The sequence below is a fragment of the Spirosoma litoris genome (assembly GCF_054776755.1).
Genome location: NZ_BAAHBI010000035.1, coordinates 300,770 through 318,244 on the forward strand (window position 1 = coordinate 300,770; position 17,475 = coordinate 318,244).

General features: G+C 45.5%; 12 protein-coding genes and 1 tRNA gene. 9 read left to right on the forward strand and 4 right to left on the reverse strand.

The features are described 5' to 3' along the window. Positions 1-105: 105 nt before the first annotated feature. Both ACYVGR_RS20635 and ACYVGR_RS20640 read right to left on the reverse strand, forming a co-directional pair. The gene (locus ACYVGR_RS20635) at positions 106-4,599 is read right to left on the reverse strand and encodes a hypothetical protein (protein WP_460960155.1); all 4,494 of its coding nucleotides are present in this window, start codon (positions 4,597-4,599) and stop codon (positions 106-108) included. 841 nt (positions 4,600-5,440) lie between these two features. Then, complete coding sequence (locus ACYVGR_RS20640; protein WP_460960157.1) at positions 5,441-5,689, reverse strand: hypothetical protein; 249 nt, start codon at positions 5,687-5,689, stop codon at positions 5,441-5,443. A gap of 646 nt (positions 5,690-6,335) precedes the next feature. On the opposite strand from ACYVGR_RS20640, the gene ACYVGR_RS20645 reads away from it, so the two are divergent. Both ACYVGR_RS20645 and ACYVGR_RS20650 read left to right on the forward strand, forming a co-directional pair. After that, the gene (locus ACYVGR_RS20645) at positions 6,336-6,473 is read left to right on the forward strand and encodes a hypothetical protein (RefSeq protein WP_460960809.1); all 138 of its coding nucleotides are present in this window, start codon (positions 6,336-6,338) and stop codon (positions 6,471-6,473) included. A gap of 372 nt (positions 6,474-6,845) precedes the next feature. Next, a complete protein-coding gene (locus ACYVGR_RS20650; RefSeq protein ID WP_182460277.1) occupies positions 6,846-7,115 on the forward strand; it encodes a hypothetical protein in 270 nt (89 codons plus the stop codon). A gap of 246 nt (positions 7,116-7,361) precedes the next feature. Here the strand turns inward: ACYVGR_RS20650 and ACYVGR_RS20655 are convergent, their stop codons facing one another. Together ACYVGR_RS20655 and ACYVGR_RS20660 are read right to left on the reverse strand one after the other, a co-directional pair. After that, on the reverse strand, positions 7,362-8,672 hold the full coding sequence (locus ACYVGR_RS20655) for a Gfo/Idh/MocA family protein (protein WP_460960160.1): 1,311 nt from the start codon (positions 8,670-8,672) through the stop codon (positions 7,362-7,364). Between the two features lie 138 nt (positions 8,673-8,810). Further along, positions 8,811-10,019 carry a dipeptidase gene (locus ACYVGR_RS20660; RefSeq protein WP_460960162.1) on the reverse strand — a complete coding sequence of 403 codons (1,209 nt, stop codon included), beginning with the start codon at positions 10,017-10,019 and terminating at the stop codon, positions 8,811-8,813. A 202-nt stretch (positions 10,020-10,221) separates the two neighbouring features. Between ACYVGR_RS20660 and ubiE the strand changes: the two genes are divergently transcribed. The 7 genes from ubiE to ACYVGR_RS20695 all read left to right on the forward strand — a co-directional run bounded on the left by ubiE (position 10,222) and on the right by ACYVGR_RS20695 (position 17,309). Next, positions 10,222-10,959, forward strand: coding sequence for a bifunctional demethylmenaquinone methyltransferase/2-methoxy-6-polyprenyl-1,4-benzoquinol methylase UbiE (ubiE, locus tag ACYVGR_RS20665; protein WP_182460279.1), 738 nt, complete (start codon positions 10,222-10,224; stop codon positions 10,957-10,959). A 53-nt stretch (positions 10,960-11,012) separates the two neighbouring features. Further along, on the forward strand, positions 11,013-11,681 hold the full coding sequence (porT, locus tag ACYVGR_RS20670) for a type IX secretion/gliding motility protein PorT/SprT (protein ID WP_460960165.1): 669 nt from the start codon (positions 11,013-11,015) through the stop codon (positions 11,679-11,681). Between the two features lie 120 nt (positions 11,682-11,801). After that, positions 11,802-11,876 (forward strand) — tRNA-Val (locus ACYVGR_RS20675). Positions 11,877-12,113: 237 nt separating this feature from the next. Beyond that, entirely contained in the window at positions 12,114-13,214 is a 1,101-nt protein-coding gene (locus ACYVGR_RS20680; protein WP_460960167.1) for a hypothetical protein, read from the forward strand. Further along, complete coding sequence (locus ACYVGR_RS20685) at positions 13,215-13,649, forward strand: hypothetical protein (protein WP_460960169.1); 435 nt, start codon at positions 13,215-13,217, stop codon at positions 13,647-13,649. Between the two features lie 446 nt (positions 13,650-14,095). Then, the gene (locus ACYVGR_RS20690) at positions 14,096-15,709 is read left to right on the forward strand and encodes a patatin-like phospholipase family protein (RefSeq protein ID WP_460960171.1); all 1,614 of its coding nucleotides are present in this window, start codon (positions 14,096-14,098) and stop codon (positions 15,707-15,709) included. Positions 15,710-16,097: 388 nt separating this feature from the next. Beyond that, positions 16,098-17,309, forward strand: a complete 1,212-nt coding sequence (locus ACYVGR_RS20695; RefSeq protein ID WP_460960173.1) for a hypothetical protein — start codon at positions 16,098-16,100, stop codon at positions 17,307-17,309. Positions 17,310-17,475: the final 166 nt, after the last annotated feature.

The window sequence follows — 17,475 nt, forward strand, 5'->3', positions numbered from 1 at the left end:
AGCTTTATACGCTAAAAATACCAAAACCCGCCGTTGAGGTGCGGGTTTTGTAACGATCACACTGTTTTTTATACGTTAATTAAAAAGAGTTAATTCTGGATTTGGTTACCGTCTGACTCGTCTTGTCAATTTAACGACCAACGGCACACAGGCGTTTGCAGGACAGGTGCAGACAGAAGGAGTTAGCATGACCGTCGAATCTTTATAACAGCCTGAAGTTGAATAGATGCGTACTGTGAATGGTTGCGCTGAGGCCGGATTTGCCAGATTACTGACAATAACTCCGCCTGCCGGAATTGCCTGGGCCGGACCCGATAAAGCAACTGCTGAATTAAAGACAACTCCACCCGAGTACTGATACGTATCGCCCGTTGAGAATCCGTTAATCACAATCTTTCCGTTTTGAAGCGCCGTTGTTCCTGCACAGGTAACGGGTATGGCTGTAGCTACGGCAGTTACGCTACACGCCGTCGAGCAGGAGAGCGGGGCGGTGTACGTTGTACTGGCAGTTTGGCCCAGATAACTGACGATCACGGTATGTAAACCAGTTCCACTTGGTAATCCACTCAGTGAGTAAGGAATTGATGTTGCACCGGTGGCGACTGTAACCGTAAGACTACTGGAGCCATCGGTGATTGTGAGGACGCCAGCTGTAGCATTCGTCAGACTAACGACACCAGTTGTGTTGTAGGTATTGGTTCCTGGTATACAAACGCCCGGATCGGTAACTGATAGTCCCATGCCAACACTACAGGAGGAAGGCGCGGTATAGGAAGTACTGGTAGTCGAGCAACCAGGCAGACTGAGCTGTACCGTATGGCTGGCTCCGTCGGAAGTTAAGTTAGCAAAGACTGCTGTTAGGCTAGTCGTGGCTGAACTGGTCGAAAGAGTTTGCGTTTGTCCTCCGGTACTTACGGTCAGTGTTCCGGCTATGGGGTTAGTGAGTGAGATAACTACTAAGGTCGAATATGTATTGGTCGTTGCAGAACAAGACCCGGCTGTTGCCAAGGAGCTGATGGAGCAAATCGGTGTTAGCGAACAGGAACCCGGGGCGGTGAAAATAGCTGTGGTCGTTCCACAGGTTGGCGAACTAATCGTAGCTGTGTGGCTGGCACCGTCAGAAGTTAGCCCAGCCAGGACAGTCGTAAACGAACTGGTACCTGCGGCAACGGTTTGGCTACTCGGTGTTAGTCCAGGAACGCTAATGGTAATTGTTGTGGCTGATGCATTGGTCAACGAGACAACAACAGATGCCGAGTAGGTATTGGTGGCTGTGGCACATACTCCGGCTGTAGCTACCGCACTTAGGCTACAACTTGGTGCTACGGAACAAGAAAGCGGTGATGTGTAGGTGGCACTGCTTGTATGACCTAAGTAATTAACAGTTACTGTATGTGAATCTGTCCCACTGAGTAAACCACTCATCGAATAAGGTAGCGAAGTTGTTCCTGTACTGACAGAGACTGTATTAGTGATGTTTCCGTCGGTAATCGTAATGACTCCGGCTACAGCATTGGTTAGACTGATAGTGCCAGTTGTAGTATACGTATTAGTGGCCGGTAAACAGGCCCCAGGGTTTACTGCACTCAGACTCAAGCCTATGCTACACGAAGATGGGGCTGTGTAGCTACTACTGGCAGTTGAACAACCTGGTAAGCTTACCGTCACGCTATGATTCGCTCCGTCGGAGATCAGATTGTTGAAAATAGCGGTTAGGCTGGTCGTTGCCGAACTGGTTTGGAACGTTTGAATTTGCTCTCTATTCGTAACTGTCAGTGTTCCAGTTGTTGGATTGGTCAGCGAAATGACAACCGTTGATGAGTGTGTATTAGTGGCTGGCGTACAGGCCCCTACGGTTGCTATGGCACTGATCGAGCAAACGGGCGTTACCGAGCAGGATACAGGAGCGCTGTAATTAGCTGTTGTGGTACCACAGCCTGGCAAACTGGCTATCACTGTATGCGTTGAACCATCCGATTTTAAATCGGTGAACGTAACGGTAAAGACAGCGCTGCTACCGGCCGTTGTCACAAACGTAGCACTGCTTGGGCCATCCGAAACAGTCAGCGTACCGGCCACAGGATTGGTCAATTGGATGACAGCGGTAGATGAATATGTATTGGTCGCAACTGCGCATTGACCAGCTGTAACCGATGCTACGAGTGAGCAAATTGGTGCGACTGAACAGGAGCCGGGGGCCGTGTAAGTAGCTGTTGTCGTGCTGCAACCCGGTAATGAGGCTGTAACCGTATGGCTGGCTCCATTCGAAACAATATTGGCCAGCGTAGCGGTGAAGGATGCATTACTTCCGGCCGTAGTCGCAAACGTTAAGCTGGCTGGCCCATCGGTAACTGTGAGCACGCCTGTAGGTGGATTGTTTACGGTAATAACAGCCACAGTGGTAAATGTATTAGTCGCGGTTTGGCACTGTCCGGGCGTGGGCGCTATAGTAACAGAGCAGATAGGCGTTACAGAGCAGGAGCCAGGTGCCGTGAACGTGGCTGTAGTGGTTCCACAATCCGGAGAGCTAACGGTGATCGTGTGACTGGCTCCGTCGGAAGGCAGGTTAGGCAGGATGGCTATAAAACTGCTGGTGCCAGAAGCAACGGTCTGGCTACTAGGTGAGAATCCGGGGAGACTGATCGTAAGTGTGGTTGACGAAGCGTTGGTCAGCGAGACAACAACGGATGCCGAATAGGTATTTGTGGCAGTGGCGCATAGGCCCGCTGTAGCTGTCGCACTTAGGCTGCAGGTTGGGGCCACAGAACAAGATAGGGGCGATGTGTAGGTAGCACTGGCGGTATGACCTAAATAAGTAGCGGTCACCGTATGCGAACCTGTGCCGCTGAGTAGGCCACTCATCGAATAAGGCAATGAGGTGGCTCCCGCACTGACCGAGATGGTAGTCGTACTAGTGCCATCGGTAATCATGACAGATCCGGTTATAGCGTTGGTTAGACTGATAACTCCCGTGGCCGTATACGTATTGGTAGCGGGCAGGCAGGTGCCGGAATTTGTAATGCTCACGCCCAGACCGATGCTACAGGAACCAGGAGCCGTATAAGTGGTGTTGGCAGTTGAGCAGCCAGGTAAACTAACGACTACTGTATGGCTAGACCCGTCTGAAATTATATTATCGAAAATAGCTGCGAAGGTGGTCGAGCTACCTGCTGTAGTGGCAAACGTCAAACTCTTAGGGCCGTCGCTTACTGTTAACGTTCCGGCCATTGGATTCGTTAAACTGATGAGGGCCGTTGTTGAGTAAGTGCTGGTAAGGGGAGCACACGAACCAGGAGTTGCTGAAACACTGACGCTACAGCAAACGGTCGGTAATAGCACCGCAGTCACATCTGTATAGCAACCTGATGAATTATACACCCGGACTGTGTAGGACTGAGCGGTGGCGGGACTTGCCAGATTACTAACGATTACGCCACCTGCCGGAATGGTTTTAGGAGTGCCCGATAAAGAAGCTGCCGGGTTAAAATCTGTACCTAACGAATACTGGTAGGTGTAAACCGATCGGAAATTGCTTAGAACAATCTTGCCGTTGGCCATCGTCGTGCTACCCGTGCACGTAGCGGGCGAGGCAATAGCTCGAAACGTGGGAAGCGTGTCTTCCTGAACAATAAAGGGGCAACAACTAAAATCTGGACACTTGCCCGACACATTGTCTACGGCCAGACTATACGTGCCTGGGGCAGTTATATCCAGCGTATTCGTGGTTTGACTAGTCAATTCTACCTCATCCTTAAACCAGCGATAACTAGATCGGCCTGGTTTGGCTGTTAAACGAAAAACGTAAACGTCACCTGTACAGACCAGGATAGGGATGGACGTACAAACTGTAGCCGTATCGCCGGGTAGAGTGGCCTGATTGTAGAGCACGCCAGAACTGTCTACAGTAGCTTGATAAATTAGACTATAACTTTGGTTAGCGGTTAAAGAAGCCACCTTCCAGGTACTAACAGGCGTTCCCTGCGTTAGAGTGGTACCAGAAGGGGTAGTGGCTGAGCCAGTTACAAAAGTTAGCCCGGTTGAGAGTGAATCCCGAACCACAACATTGGTTGCCGTAGAGCTACCTATATTAGTTAACACCATTGTGTACGACAAAACATCGCCGAGCTTCGCTTTTGACTTATCGACCAGTTTTGTTAACGACAGTTGAGCGCCTACAGGTTGAGTGCAAGATCCTGGAGCCGAATAGGTGGCTGTTGCGGCATTACATCCAAACGGAGCAGCTGTTACCGTATGCGAATTACCATCGGAGATTAAACCCGTAAACACAGCAGTGAACGTGGCTGAAGTGGTCGCTGCAGTCGCTAGCGTTTTACTCTGATCCCCGTCTGTGATAGTCAATATACCAACTGGTGGATTGGTAATCGTTACAATGGCCGTACTCGAGTAGGTATTCGTGGTCGTGTTACATAAACCCGGAAGAACCGTAATTGTCGTTGAACACTGCGCGCGAACGACTTGGCTTGAAAGGAATATACCGATTGCTAAGACGCTTAGAAGGCATAACTTGAATGAATGAATCACCTGCAAATGATGAATAAGTAGCGCCTTTGCAGATGGGTTAGAAATAAACGTGAGCATATAGCAAATCGGTTGAGCACAGAACTTGATTTATTCGCAAGTCCAAAACTGCCATAGCAAACCATGTGCCATATATGGAGATATGATATTCTTGATAGGTTTTATTCTGTTGTATATGTATATTTTTTATTTAATAAAAATGATTATTTGTTACAATATGTTTAATAATTTTAAATACAGTAACATATCTATTGAATCTATTTTTGCTTTATTAGTTACGTGTAACGGTTTGGTCCGTTCTAAATTCTAATGTTCCAAAGGCTGGTTTTTCTCTCGCCAGCTAAAGCTTTTACCGAGTTTTCCATTGGTAAGTTACCGGCGCTTATAGCTAAAAAACGCGACCAATTGTTGTGGTGTAATTCGAAGGAAATATTGTTTTCTGTGTTGATTAAGTAATGGTATTTTCTGAAATTAATTACATCCTATTCGTACGTATAGCTGTTGATTATAAGGTAAATAAGGTTTTGAATTGATTGAGATGCCTGTTGCTGTCTAAGTTTTCTGCTCTTGTAAGAAACCGTTTTTTTAAATCCGATTACAAGGTCTTGTTAAGTCTATTTTCAGTTGCCAACTGGCGATATGTTAGTCGAATAATCAAATGATACATGTAGGAATGTTCATGTTTTATCCTGATGGTAAGCCAGGTCTATACGTGCTAAAAATGGTCGAGCCTGTCCGTCTTGACCTCGTTGTTTAATAGAGGAGTAAATTTTTTTTACAAAAGTCATTAAAAAGCAAAAAACGGAGCCCGCTCCGACTCCGAATCAACTCAAATGGAAGTTCTAAATCTGTTTTTCAGGAAGAAGCCACTCCCGAATGTCCAGTCCTCGGAAGCTGATCGTCAACGTCTCGAGTTCTGTTGGGGCACAGCCCGCTGCTGTTGAGTCAATGGGTTTTCCAGAATTAGCAACCGTTCCCGAATCTGCCGAAGTGTTTTAATACTGGCTTTATTACCGGCTCTGGCCGTAGTTAGCGCTATTTTTACACACTGGCGTAGGTTATTGGTACTCGCCCACTTAGAGATAGTAAACGCCGTGTCGGGTAAACAGCGGCCCTGATAAAAACTGAGGAGGTCGTCAAGCTCGTTCATAGTATAAGTATACATCTGATAAACTTGAGTGGTTTTTAAAAATTTCATTTATTTTCTAAACGGTATATCTCCTGAACCGCATAGGCCACTAAACGTACAGACTAGTAACAAATGTCATCTACTAAGTCTGTTGCTCTGCCTCCAATCTCGCCCGTTGATTTTAGGTACGTCGTGTAAACAAAAACGCTGATCCTATCAGAACCAGCGTTTGTAGTTGTTCACCCTCCCTAAGAGTGAAGTATATACTATTGACCGTAGTGGTCAGGCTTTTAACATTTACAGGTTTAAATTGACTTGATACTCTTTAGACACAGATATTCCTAAAAAGTAACAGAACTATGAAATTTTATTCTACAAATAATGACAATTTATTTCCTGCATACATTCACCGTCCCGATTCGTTGTTTGAGTAACAAAGAGTAAACTATAAATGCCGCTCTTTTGATTTATAGTTTTTCTCTTTGCGCAAAAGCATTTACTAATTGATCGTACTAGTTAAGGAGAAGCACCCGTTCCCGGACAGCCCAAAAACAGCTATGTTACCATTCATCGAACCTGGAAAAAAGGCGATCGGATGGATTTGCTTATTTAACCCCGAGTCTTTGCCCTGAACGATTCAATACAAACAATTAAGGCTAAAATAGCCATTGCATCCGGCCCTATTGTTTACTGCCTGGAAGGTATTGACAACCCAGAACAGGATGCCTATCAGTTCAAGGCGAATCCTCAATTGAAGCTGAATGATAAACCGGAGTTGCTGAACGGAGTCGATGTAACGGGCTAGCGCTTGATAAATCCTCGAAGGAAGTGCCATTTACAGCTGTTCCATTTTATGCGCTTGGGAATCGAGGTGGTTTTCCATACAAAGTCGGCTACGAAACACTAAATCCTGGTGGCCAAATCGTCATGATTTAGTGCCCAAAAAACGATGTCAACTCCTGTTGGTATCGTTTTTTTTTAGTGTGGCACTTTTGTTGCCTTTGTTAAGATCAATATCAATTAACAGGCTAAATGCGTTAATAATCACCATCTGACAGTTCAGACGAAACCAATCAGGAAAGGCCAATACGTAGGCTTTCCATTATATTTTCATTAATTATTTAATTTTATCATTAAATAATTAAACATTTGTTCTTATTTACCAATACAATGTAGTATGGGTGCTATAGTAAAATTATCGACAAAGAACGTGATCGATCTTTGGTTTGCCGAGGACACACCAATTCGACAATACAAAATCAGAATGAATCCGAACCTGTGGGCTATGTGCGAGCGGGTTAGTCAAGACTTTAAAGCGCCTTCTGGCAGGCAGTCTCCAAGTCAATACCGAAAGTCGGATAAAGTAGCTTTTGCTAAGCTTGTTCTGGAAAAGTTCTCTGAGGAAGAATCCGTTGCGGACAAGGATTTATATGAGTTAGCGTACTAAGTCTTACGGGTACTTAGATGCTAATCGGACACGAACAGAACACGAATCAAGTTGGGTAGTAATTCATCTGGTTCGTGATCAATAAAGCTAATTACTAAAAAACCCAGCCATTAAATGGCTGGGCTTAAGCATTTATGGGTTAGCTTGTAGATGATATTCTTAAGACGAGCCACCCATAAAAAGTAACTAATAACTAAAGTCGAGTTATTCTACGGTCAACATTTCTGCAAGGCAATCAAGTGGTGCTTAAACAGGATATTGCCATTCGCCCCGGTAGGCCCGACTCAACAGCTTATTTGCTTCCGGATCATTTGGAATCTGCTGGCCATCCCATTCAACACTGCGGCCAAGTTTCAGCGACAACATACCCAGAAGCGCCATATTCGTTGAGCGATGACCAATTTCGATATCGCAGACCGGTAGTTTATTGCTTTTTATACTACTCAGGAAATTAGCCCATAACAGCGCAATATTCTGGTCATCGGGTTTATCTAATTGGGCATCCTGATGAATAACCGGCTTTTTCGGGTCCGACGGATAGAATGTCCAGCCATCGAGCCAACCCATATGAAAGGTCCCTTCAGTTCCGTAGAAATAAACCCCTACAGCTTGTTGTGGATGTGTTTTCTCAGCCATATTGCCCCCAAATGTTCGGTGCTCCCAAACAGCTGTAAAGTCGTCATCAAACTCAAAGGTCGACACTTGGTGGTCAGGTGCGTCGGTACTATCCTTTTTGATGGCCCGACCACCTGTGGTGTAGACTTTTTTAGGATGATTTCGTTCGGTTACCCATAAAATTTGATCCATCCAGTGAATGCCCCAGTCGCCAAGGGTACCATTGGCATAGTCTAGGAAATTACGCCAGCTCCGTGGGTGCATAGCCGGATTATAAGCGCGCAGCGGAGCAGGGCCACACCACATGTTCCAGTCTATTTCTTTAGGCGCTTCGGCATCGGGAGTGGGCTGACCAGCTCCACCTGCATAATGCACAAATGCCCTTGCCATGCCAATCTTCCCAACCTTTCCAGACTGAATAAACTCTCGACCCGACACATTGTGGGGCGACACGCGTCGGTGCATACCTACCTGACAGATTTTTCCCGTTTCCCGTGCTGTTCGTACCATCGCCTTTCCTTCATTGATGGTATGGCTAATGGGCTTTTCGACGTACACGTGTGCGCCCGCCTTCATGGCCGCAATGGCAATAAGTGGATGCCAGTGATCGGGAGTGGCCACGATTACAATTTCGGGCTTCTCTGCAATCAGCATTTCGCGATAATCGCGGTAGAGCTTGGGCTTATCAGACGTTAGCTTACTTAGTGCATCGCTGGTTTTCTGAAGCTGGCGTGTATCTACATCGCAAAGTGCAACGATTTTCGACTCACCCGCCTGTACAGCATTCAGCAGAATATTACCACCCCACCAGCCTGTTCCTACCACCGCCGTGCGGTATTTTTTAGCTGGCTGACGTGTAATGAACGCTCGAACTTGAACAGGATCGGTAATGAGTGAAGCTCCGGCCAGAGCGGATGTTTTCAGAAAATCGGTACGGTTCATCGGAAAATCAAGGTTTGCGGTTATGACGTTGACAAGCCAAAGAATGGCCTTATACCATTCTAAAGTTGCCCGAACGCATTTTTTACCGTCAACTTGCCCGAACAACCAACAATGGACGCAGTTGTCAGTAATCTATACCTACTTTCCTACCTTCGCCTGCCCGAGTACACGAAGTAGGTTGCCGCCCCAGATCTTCGCAATATCGGCTTCCGTATAGTTTCGGCGAACGAGTTCGACGGTTAGATTTTCAATCTGGCTGACGTCTTCAAGGCCGTTTACACCTCCTCCGCCATCAAAATCAGATCCGATCCCCACGTGGTTGATTCCCACAAGTTTAACGATGTGATCAATATGGTCGGCAATGTCGGATAAGCTAGCCCGTTCCGATGCATAGGCCTTGGCCACAGAATCGCTCATAGCTGTCATCCGGGCTTCCATTTCGGGTGTCGATACTTTACCGACCTGAGCCATCCGAATTTTGGTTTTCGCGGCCCGGTGTGCATCGGACGGCTTTTTAAGGTAATCGCTCACAAAGTTCACCTGCACTACGCCCCCTTTGGCCGCAATCGCTTTAATCATATCGTCGGTCATATTTCGGGGAAAATCGCATAGAGCCCGACAATTGGAGTGCGAAGCGATAACTGGTGCTTTTGAGAGCGCCAGAGCATCGTAAAACGTGCTATCAGCCACGTGCGATACATCGATTAAAATACCAAGTCGATTCATTTCAGGCACCACCAGTTTCCCGAAATCACTTAGTCCCCCATACATAGGGCCATCAGGATCGGTCGATGAATCGCCAATCAGGTTATTCGCGAAGTGCGTCAATGTCATGTATCGGCATCCCAGGTCATAATAGGTTTTAAGCATGGCTAAATCCTTACCAACCGGATACCCATTTTCCATGCCGATAAACACAGCCCGCTTGCCCGCTTTTTTAATTCGATAAGCATCGGCTGGTGTAGTGGCCAGCTCAGCCAGATCAGGGTATTTTTTGAGGGCTTTATGAATCAGATCAAATTGATTTAAAGCATTTCGTTTTGCTTCGGCATGACCTTCGTCGGTACGCGGACCTTGTGAGGTATAGACCGCGAAAAACATAGCGTCCATTCCTCCCTGCTTCATTCGGGGGAAATCAATCTGCGAACCGTCGCGTTTGGTATCGTGGGCAACACCTACATCAAAGCCAGGCTTCTGCATCATAATTGGTGCATCGGCATGGGTATCCAGCGTTAATACCTTTTGATGGATTTTATGTGCTTTTTTCGCAATTGGATCGTCATCAACAGTGGGCTGAGTTACCAATGAATTCAGTGTCAGGAAGGTTAAGAAAAAAAGAGGAGACATAATAGGTCAAGTTGTATATGAGAAAATAGCATTGAGTCTAAACTACACATTGCCCACCGAAATGACAAACTTTCGCCAGAAACCTACAAATATGGCATTACCTTTGTATAATTAATTTAGAATGATTGAGTGATTGAATGATTGAATAGCTGACGCAAATTTTATTCGATCATTCAATCACTCAATCATTCAATCATTTACTATGGCAGTCGTTCCTTACAAAGATAAAGACACCTCCAAGCGCGAACAGGTCGCCGAAATGTTCGATAGTATTTCACCCAAATATGACTTGTTAAATCATGTTTTGAGTGGTGGCATTGACATTCTCTGGCGTAAACGAGCCATACGCGAGCTGCGCAAAGCCGCAGCCAAGCCCCCTAAACGGATTCTGGATATAGCCACCGGCACCGGCGATTTCGCCCTGGAAGCCTTAGCACTCAAACCAGAAAAAATCGTGGGGATGGACATCTCGGAAGGCATGCTATCCGTTGGGCGCGACAAAATGAAAAAGCGGGGTGTCGATCAGATCATTGAAATGCGTATGGGCGATTCAGAAGGTTTACCCCTGCCAGACAATGATTTCGATGCTGTCATCGTTGCATTTGGTGTGCGCAACTTCGAAACATTGCTTAAAGGCTTAACCGACATGTATCGCGTAACGCGTCCGGGTGGTGTATGCCTGGTACTGGAGTTTTCGAATCCGCGCCAATTTCCGTTTAAACAGCTATACAGTTTTTACTCCCGAACCATTCTCCCGCTCATCGGGCGCGTAGTCAGTAAAGATGCATCGGCCTATACCTACCTGCCCGAGTCTGTGCAGGCTTTCCCCGATGGTCCCGATTTTCTGCGTATTTACGAAAAAGCAGGTTTTACAAACACTAAATGGATACCGCTCACCTTCGGCGTTGCGTCAATTTACATAGGCCACAAACTGGCTTAAGGCTTCTCAATCGTTGCATTCGATTATCGGCACGATTTAGCATTGTTTTGCTCATGAGTATACTGGGGTATTATCAGGCAAACGGACAGTCGTACAAATACGTCCGGAAGCACCTCGAACGTTACGACGACAAAACAATTCATTACGGGTTTTTCTTTGCGGCTCCTGTCACACGGTTCAGTGTTGGCTATAGCCCAACATTTTTATCAGCCGATTCGGCTTATCGAATTTATTCGCCCAATAAGCCTGCTTTTCGTGTTGGTTTATCGATCAATGCCTATCTGAACGATCGTTTCGATGTACGATTGACACCTTCGGTATCGCTTTTCAGTCGAGAAGTACATTATGACTACCCAGGCGGAACGTCAAAAACCGAAACGCGCGAATCAACCTGGATCGATTTCCCGCTTTTGCTTAAGTACAAATCCGAGCGACGGAATAATACACGCATGTACTTACTGGCTGGCGGAACGTTCAGCATTGAAAGTAATGTGCGTCGGAAAGAGCTTCAGGGGGCCAGTAAGCTTAGTACAGGCACAATGGACTTTGCCATTGAGTATGGTATTGGTCTGGAGCAGTATTTCGAGTTCTTTAAATTCGCTCCCGAATTGCGCTTTTCTCACGGCCTTGTTAATCTTTACAACCCAAGCACGAACTCGGCGGGCATTGGGATCAATAAGTTGACTAGTCATTCGGTAACGCTGTATTTAAATTTTGAATAAGTGCTTCTTGATTATCAGGTGATTGTAAAAAAGTTAATTTTTTTTTGAATTAACACTTGCATAATGGTCATTTAGCTTTCTATATTTGCACTCCCAAACGCAACGAAGCAGGGACAAAAAGGGAGTTTAGCTCAGCTGGTTCAGAGCATCTGCCTTACAAGCAGAGGGTCGGCGGTTCGAACCCGTCAACTCCCACTACTGAAAATCAAGCACTTATGATGTAAAAATCGTAAGTGCTTTTTTGTTGGTGTACATTTTGGTGTACAAAAGTAGTTAGATTGCTGCAACACATTTCTTTGCCAGATAACCACACCAACTCCTCTCCGTGAAACACATTTTTACTTTTCTTCTGGTTATTCCTATACTTAGCTTGGCCAGATTAATTACATCGCCACTTCACCGGTCTCAGCAACGCCTGGATTTAATAATACGATGGTTGGCCCCTATGCGGGTAATCTGACTACAACAGGTTATAGCAATACATTTATTGGCTTCAAAGCAGGCCTTGCTAATACTACAGGATATTATAATGCATTTATTGGAGCTAGTGCCGGAGTTCGCAATACGACAGGTTATAATAATGTCTTTGTTGGAAATGAGGCTGGTATTTTTAATTCTGAGGGTGATAATGTGTTTGTGGGTAGTGGGACTGGCTATCAAAACTCAACGGGGTCTGCGAATGCGTTTATCGGGGCTAGAGCTGGCTTATCAAACACAAGCGGTGGCCTGAATACGTTTTTGGGGTATTATGCAGGTGTTGTTAACAGTACAGGTTCTAACAACACATTTATTGGTTCAAACACAGGCTATTCAAATTCAACAGGTACCAATAATGCCTTTTTAGGAAGTAATACGGGCAATTTCAATTCGGCAGGTTCATACAATACGTTTATAGGCTCTGCTACTGGGTATGGGAATTCCAGTGGATCATATAATACGTTAACTAGGTACCTGTCAGGTCATTTGCTAGAAAAAGGATACAGCAACGTTCTAATAGGAGCAGCAGCTGGTTTTAATATTCATGCAGGTAGTAATAACGTCGTGGTTGGTGATTCAGCGGGCTTACATAATACCGTATCAAATAACTTGTTTGTAGGCAGTAAAGCCGGTTACACGAACCAGACTGGTCAAAAGAGCACCTTCATAGGGTATCAATCGGGCTACAATTCGGTAGCGGATTCTAATACGTTTATCGGTTATCAGGCTGGCTATCAAAACACATTGGGTAAAGGAAATACCGTCATAGGTGTGACTGCTGGACGCAATATTTCCACGGGTTCACACAATACAATTATTGGCAATCAGGCGGGTACTGCTTCGATGGATTCAGACGATAATGTCTATCTGGGTTACAACACAGGGCAACATGACACAGGCTCACAAAACACATTTCTAGGTACGCAGGCGGGCGTACTTTTGACCGAAAAGAGAGAGTCGCTTCACAACGCCACAGCCATCGGAGCAGGCTCAAAGGTTGCTAGCAGCAACGCCCTAATCCTAGGTAATAATGCCAACGTTGGCATTGGTACCTAGATGCCTACAACCCGTTTAGAAGTCGTTAATGAAGCACCTGACGCTAGTGGATTGCGGTTATCGAATCTTACTACAACTAGCCCAGTAGCGCAGTCAACAGATCAGTTTTTATCTGTCGACCAGAAGGTAAACGTCGTTAAAGCCAGATATCAGCTTCGAATTAACAACCCATCCGAGTGGAGTGATAAGGTATTTATGCCAGGATATCGACTGACACCGCTGACTGATGTAGAAAAGTACATTGATGCTAATCAGCATCTACCAGGCACCCCTTCAGCTGAACAGGTGGCTAAAGAAGGTGTTGATTTAGTCAAGATGAATGCGACACTACTTGAGAAAGTGGAGGAGTTAACACTATATCTGATCGAGCAACAGAAGGCCAATAAAAAGATGAAAGCGGAGATTGAGGAATTGAAGCGATTGATTAGAAAATAACCACACCTAAAATTATTGGAACAATGAACACTGATAACTTACTAGAAAAACTACTTCTAGATATAGCCGCACTTGGCAACAAAAAAGGAGATGCTTGATCGTGCCTTTTCTTTTTATAATCAATGCTGTCAAAGGTTAGATAGAACACCCGTTACTTTCAAATTTGAAAGTAATTGATGGATTACAAAGTATCAGACAACTCAGATCAGAGGTTCATTACTTTATTATTAATCTGTGAATTAGTCTGTACTGAAAGCTACCTTTTTTTATTGAAGAACGTAAATACGGATTTGGGAGCCGTTTCCAATCGCTCAGTTAGAGGATTACGGACTCCCTACCATTAACTAAAGTAGCCTACTATTTTAACGGATTGAAAGAGTCGACTGATAAAGGAGCAGAAAGAATATGTACTTTCAATAGTCTATTCTGCCTGAACCTTTCCTGCAATGGCCTCTACCGAAAATCGTCCTTTCTACCTCGGTCTGTGTATGGCCGGGGCAATCTCTGCCGGAGCCTATACCGCCGGAGTCATGGATTACCTTATAGAAGCTCTCGACCGTTGGGAACAGGCTCGAAATTCGAAATTTCATGACCCGCGCATCCCCAAACATCGGGTTATACTAGATAGCATGACCGGAGCTTCGGCGGGAGGAATGACAGCAGCCATTGCAGCAGCTGCCCTCCACGATCATATTGATCCTGTAAACCAGAAAAATGGAGGCTACCTGGACTTTAAAGGGAAGAATAAACTCTATCAGGCCTGGGTTGACCTGTTGGCCGATGAGATGTTACCCATCATGCTCGATAACGACGATCTGCCCGAACATGGAGCAGCTTCAATATTAAACTCTAACTTCATCGACCAGATAGCGCAGGATATGCTTGAGGTTAAAGAGCCGTTTCCACCCCGGACATATGTTGCTGAAAACCTGGAAATATGCATATCTATGAGTAATCTGACTGGTTTTCAGGAGGTCATTAAGTTCGACAATGATTCCGAAACACACCGAGCTATCTCCGACCCCGAACATGAAGTTGATGGCCGGTATATTAGTCTTAATCACCGGGATTTCGGCCACTTTATTGTTAGTAAAGAGGAGAATAAAGATGGCATCATACCCATTCAATTCGGCGATGAATCGAACGATGGATTACGAACCTTACGAGACTGTGCTATGGCTACCGGAGCATTTCCGATTGGATTACGATGGCGGCCCGTTCACCGGGAAGGAAAGTATTTACGACTGAATCGATTTATAAACTATCGAGCCCCCAAGGCTATTTTCGGGCTGGAAGATGACAAAGTGTATGCCAGTGTTAACGTAGATGGCGGACTCCTGAATAACGAACCTTTTGAGATAGCTCAGGATATTCTGGAGTTTCGTAATCGGGAAAAGAAAACCGACCCCAAAACAGCAGAGGTCGAATGGAAATACATGCAGCAGGAACCTGAAGTGAATAAGGAAAGGTATGCCTGGGAAGTCAATAACTTGACCAGCGCTTCTGTTCTGATGATTGAACCATTTCCGACGGTTGAGAATGCCCCACAAATTAAGCCAGAACAGAGAATACTGCTGAAGACCCTAATCGGGCAGATTTATTCGACTATGCGAACTCAGCTTCGATTTAAGCAGGAGAATCTACAGCAGGCAGTTAACCAGAACCTGATTAGTAAGTATATAATCCCAGATATTGACCCCGAACATCTGGAAAAAGCTGCTGACGATCGTTCGAACCCAATTGCTCCCTTAGACGAGCCTAAGCCGGTTTATCCAGTTCGAACGGTAATGGAGCTACGTAAACTACTGGGGCGTTCCCGAACAGCATTGAAGACCCGATTGTTCGCCATCCTGAAAGCCAATGGTGCGTTTGCCAATCCCTGGATCGGGTTAGGGGTCCGGTTATTCAAGTCAAAAATAATGGGAGCGCTGGCCGATCAGGTGGAAGAGATCGTGATTGAGGATTTATACGATCATGACCTGCTCAAAAAGAACATTATCCGGTTGACGAAGGAGTTGCTGAAAAATCGTCCGGCTGCCGGAACGACCGATGCTGATTAAGCCGCCAGTGCGATAGCTTAAACATTTTGACGCTTTCGCGTTTGAACAGGGCCGTCTGAGCACTAGGCGCCATAGTTAGTAGACCAGCTTATTTATCATCCCTGCTAGGGGAGAAGCTGGTAATACCCAGAAACCCACTGTTGATAGGCTCGGTTATTGATGGTAATGAACTCGACATCCAATTGAATTTTCAATAACTTCAAGTGACCTATAGTCGCAAGGGTAAATAGAATTTCATGGCGAGCGTAAATTATTGAGTTTGCTTATCTGTAAGGTGTACGGCATCAAAGAAAAGTGACAAAGAAGTAAATCCACTTCCACAAACAGGAATCTGCCCGTAACGATCAAGCTGGATGCAATTAATGGTTACTTAATTAAATAGCTCGAAATGAGACGTATTCTATCAATCGTTCTATCGTTGACTACCTTTCTGGCTTTTGGGCAAAACGCTGAAATTGGCCGACAAGTAAATCAAAATCTACGCAAATCTAGCCTGAAGGCGGACGTAATGAACCAGCCAATCAGCACAACGCTAACCGGAAATGTAACGATAGGTGGCATTAATAAGGTCGATAAATTAACCTATCATACCCTCAATGCAACCAGTTCGCTATTCATCGCTATTGACCCTGTGAATGGGGACGATACAAAAGACCCTTCTGAATATACAGTTCAGACTGAAAGCTTTACGGGTGGGGTAGTGTTCAAAACCTTAGACAAAGCTTTCGAATGGATAAACGGTAGTTCGGCGTATAGCTATTATGTCAGTGTTCGTAATACGACGTCAGCGAATCCAGTTGTGCTGAGCCAAGATCACGGGGTCAGTAATAAGTATGTTTTCCTGTATTCGCCGGATTATCCCGCCCCTGCCTATGTAGTCTTGAATGCAGGCTTATATGCCAGTACGGGGTCAATGGTACAACTAATTACGCTTGATTTAACCTTAAATGGCTCAAATCGGATCGTATTAGACGGGGGTGATATAATTATTATGGGATCAACTCTTCGGCCTTCAGTGTCCTGCTCAAACCTGTATTATGTTACGATTGGGAGAATGTATCTGGATAATTCAACTTATATATTTAGCGCCAACAATCAGAGTATTTTACAGCCATCGGGTGGATACGGTGCGCAGGTGAGCGTCGGAATGCATGGCCCTTTGGTATTTACAATGGGTTCGTTCACAGGCCTTTCGCTTATATCGGCAGCCCATAGGGGTTATAACTTAAGTGTGAAGTGTAAGGATAATGCTACGTTTCCTACGACCTTAAACATCGAAGGCGGAATTTTTCAATATGGTCAGACCCTTGTGCAAGGGCAATCAGTTTTCGACCCTAGCAATAGCAGCTATAAAAGCGTATTACACGGCGCAACACCCATCCGGACTCCGGATATGACTAGTAACAGCGCAGATTTGACGGGCAGTTTAAAAACGGTGGTAGTCGATGAAAATGGCCGCTTTGGGGTTCGGGGTAACCGATTTACTACTGCGCAACGCGACGCACTGACGCCCTATGAAGGCTTGGAAATTTACAATCTGACAACCCACACGAAAGAGTTCTGGAACGGAACTACCTGGAAAACTATCCTGACCAATTAATGCTAGTCCAATTTAGTTTCTATGGATTCTTTTGATTCTACCTGCATTTTGTCCGCTGATTATCAGGATAATGTGGGAACTAGGATTCATTTTACTCGATGATGATTCTGAAATGATTGGAAGCAGACTGCTTGATCCAGCGCATTGTCCATCCGTAGGTACCACC